Annotated in this window: 1 protein-coding gene; it reads left to right on the top strand. The window is 31.0% G+C overall.

Features of this window, described 5'->3' with window-relative positions:
* Positions 1–281: hypothetical protein (locus HW115_RS19605; protein WP_178935364.1), on the top strand; the 281-nt coding region annotated here is incomplete at both ends.

Below are 281 nucleotides of genomic sequence, written 5' to 3' on the forward strand. Positions count from 1 at the left end.
CTGCTTCTCGGATTAACTTTATTTATCTCGATATCTAAATTTTTCCGTGAGGATACTAGTTATCAAAAAGATGCGCAGATGCTGAAAAATCGCTTATCTGAACTAAAAGTTGATCTGCAAAAAAAAGATAAGAAGTCAGATGAATATCAAGAACTTGAACAGGAATTGAATGAGATGGAGTCAAAGCTAGATTTAATCATTAGTAGGGAACAAAAAGAAATATCTTTTGATTTTAGAGAAGATATCTTAGACCCTTTGTTTATCATCGTTCTAATTTCTTT

This window comes from Oceaniferula marina (assembly GCF_013391475.1).
In the GTDB taxonomy this organism is placed as follows: Bacteria; Verrucomicrobiota; Verrucomicrobiia; order Verrucomicrobiales; family Akkermansiaceae; genus Oceaniferula; species Oceaniferula marina.